General features: G+C 44.5%; 4 protein-coding genes. 2 read left to right on the top strand and 2 right to left on the bottom strand.

Annotated features, from left to right (window positions below; genetic code table 11):
- Both AB4496_RS24855 and AB4496_RS24860 read left to right on the top strand, forming a co-directional pair.
- The coding region (locus AB4496_RS24855) for a GNAT family N-acetyltransferase (protein WP_372132474.1) at positions 1-253 on the top strand (253 nt) is incomplete at its 5' end.
- 2 nt (positions 254-255) lie between these two features.
- Entirely contained in the window at positions 256-1,029 is a 774-nt protein-coding gene (locus tag AB4496_RS24860) for a murein L,D-transpeptidase family protein (protein WP_009846300.1), read from the top strand.
- A 104-nt stretch (positions 1,030-1,133) separates the two neighbouring features.
- Here the strand turns inward: AB4496_RS24860 and AB4496_RS24865 are convergent, their stop codons facing one another.
- Positions 1,134-1,871 (bottom strand): sulfite exporter TauE/SafE family protein, encoded by a 738-nt coding sequence (locus AB4496_RS24865; RefSeq protein WP_009846301.1) that lies wholly within the window; start codon positions 1,869-1,871, stop codon positions 1,134-1,136.
- Positions 1,872-2,052: 181 nt separating this feature from the next.
- Positions 2,053-2,288, bottom strand: a 236-nt coding sequence (locus tag AB4496_RS24870; protein ID WP_372132477.1) for a glycerophosphodiester phosphodiesterase family protein, incomplete at its 5' end; no start/stop codon positions are given.

The raw sequence follows: 2,288 nt of genomic DNA on the forward strand, positions 1-2,288 counted from the left end.
GAATAAAGGGGTAAGCTTCATTCAGTCTCACAAAATAGCGCGAGTGAATACGATTGTGGTAAACGATCAGGTTCAGAGCCAAGGCGTCGGCAAAGCGTTGATGAAGTCGTTTAATCAGTGGGCGCAAGCGAGCGGTGCTATTGAGCTTAGGTTAGAAGTGATGGAGTTTAATCAGCAAGCTAAGGGTTTCTATGAGTCGTTAGGCATGGAAACTCAATCACGAACCATGTCCATGCGCTTTGAGGAGAACTAAAGGTGCGTCTATTTTTGCCTTTATTACTGTGTTTACTGTTTGTAGCTTCGAGTGTGCAAGCTGAAAAGGTTGTGGTTGAAAAGATAATTTCTGACGCGACGGCAATCGAAACCATTGTATTCGAGTCGAAACCGGCTCACTCTCAGCGTGTCTCAACGTCTTCCTCTAACTCAACCTCTTCAGTGATCTCAAATTCCAAACATGTGATTATTGTGGATGATGTTCTTAGCAGTAACTCTGGCGAACAAGTTGCCCAGCTGTCTCAAGGTTCATCTAAACGTCCCCCTCAAAGCTCTTCTCAACAGTCTTACACTCTAACCGGTCCCTCTTCTGAGGCAGACTCTCTGTCGCAAGTGGTCACCTTAGTCAAAGTTGATAAATCGAAACGTAGAATGTACCTACTTAAGGGTGACGAGGTTATTCAAGAGTTTCGTATTGCGTTAGGGAAACAACCGAAAGGGCATAAACGTTTTGAAGGAGACAACCGAACACCTGAAGGGGAATACCAGCTCGATTATGTGATGGAAGAATCGGATTTTCACCGCTCGGTGCATATCAGCTACCCGCAACCTTCGGATATGCAGTGGGCTGAAGAAAATGATGTCGACCCTGGAGGGAACATCAAGATCCACGGAATTAAAAATGGTGAGCGCCGTTCACCGAGCTTTATTCAAAGCTTTGATTGGACGGATGGCTGTATCGCATTAACCAATCAAGATATGGATGAGTTTCTCCAACTTGTAAAAATGGGTACCCCTATCCATATCGAATGGTAGTCATTGGTACCCCATTTTCTTAGTCACTTTCGGAATCTATTCGCGCAGGCAATTAGCGCAGTCAATTCGTGAAACCAACTTCCGAAATTAACCGCTAAAGTCAGTTACAGTATGACTCGACCTGCACTGAATATCGCAATTACGATCAGCAACGCAATGGTGACTGGCTTAAATTTCGCTCCACCAAATCTCTCGAATAATTTAGAACCCACATAACCGCCAAACATGCTGCTTGGTAACAGTGCAAAAGTAAGCCAGACCACCTCGCGGTCGACTAATCCTGCGATAGATGCCGATACAAACGCACTGGAATCTGCCAACACAAAGAACGCAATCAGGCCAGCTCTGGCTATATGCGGAGCAACTGGGCTTGCCAACGCGTGTGTACCAATCGGAGGCCCTGACATTGAAGCTGCGCCGTTCATTACCCCAGCAAGGCTACCTAGAATATAGGGAGCAAATCTAGGCTCTCTTTTGTACTGGAACCCTTTGTAGATCATAAGTGCAGATGCAAAAATGAAGGCGCTGATGATCAAGATGATCGTGTCTTGGCTAACGGATTTTAGCAGAAGTAGGCCGACCGGAGTGAAGGCCAAACAAGGGACAAATACCTTTGAAACCCAGCGCCAATTCACATGATGTTTAACCTTCGGCAGCAATTGGATATTGCCTAACAGGTCGATCAGCATGAAAACGGGAACCAGTTCGATAACAGGCACGAATAACGCACTCAATGGCAGTGCCACTAAGGTAAAACCGAAACCTGAGAAGCCACGAACAATAGCGGCAAAAATGAAGATAGCACCCAAAATTGGGAAGGTTGGACTAAAAATGAGATCCATAAATTAAGTAACCAATGAAGCTGTCTAAATAGAGCGAGCGATGAAACCAAGTGAGTAGCGGAATGTACTCCTACTCACTTGTGTTTGCTACTTAATTTTATGGTTTCCCGAGAATTAATTTTAAGGCATCCCGGGAGTTTATTTAAAGTTTATCGGGGCTATTTTTTCGGTATTTACGAGCTCAATTTATAGGATTGAACTGATTCGGAAAATCAGTAAATACAGCATCTACTTTTGAGCGAAATTTGAAGCGAGACGGATCATTGACAGTGTAGCACCATGTTTGAATGTTTGCTTCACCAAGTGTATCAAGATCGCTCTGCTTCAGATGCTCGTAGTTCATGTGACAACTGAACGCTTTAACCTCATCAATCAGCATAAGATCATCTTGAGTCAGTTGCTCTGTGATCACACCGA

The sequence above is a fragment of the Vibrio sp. 10N.222.46.A1 genome (genome assembly GCF_041473595.1).
Taxonomy (GTDB): Bacteria; Pseudomonadota; Gammaproteobacteria; order Enterobacterales; family Vibrionaceae; genus Vibrio; species Vibrio tasmaniensis_A.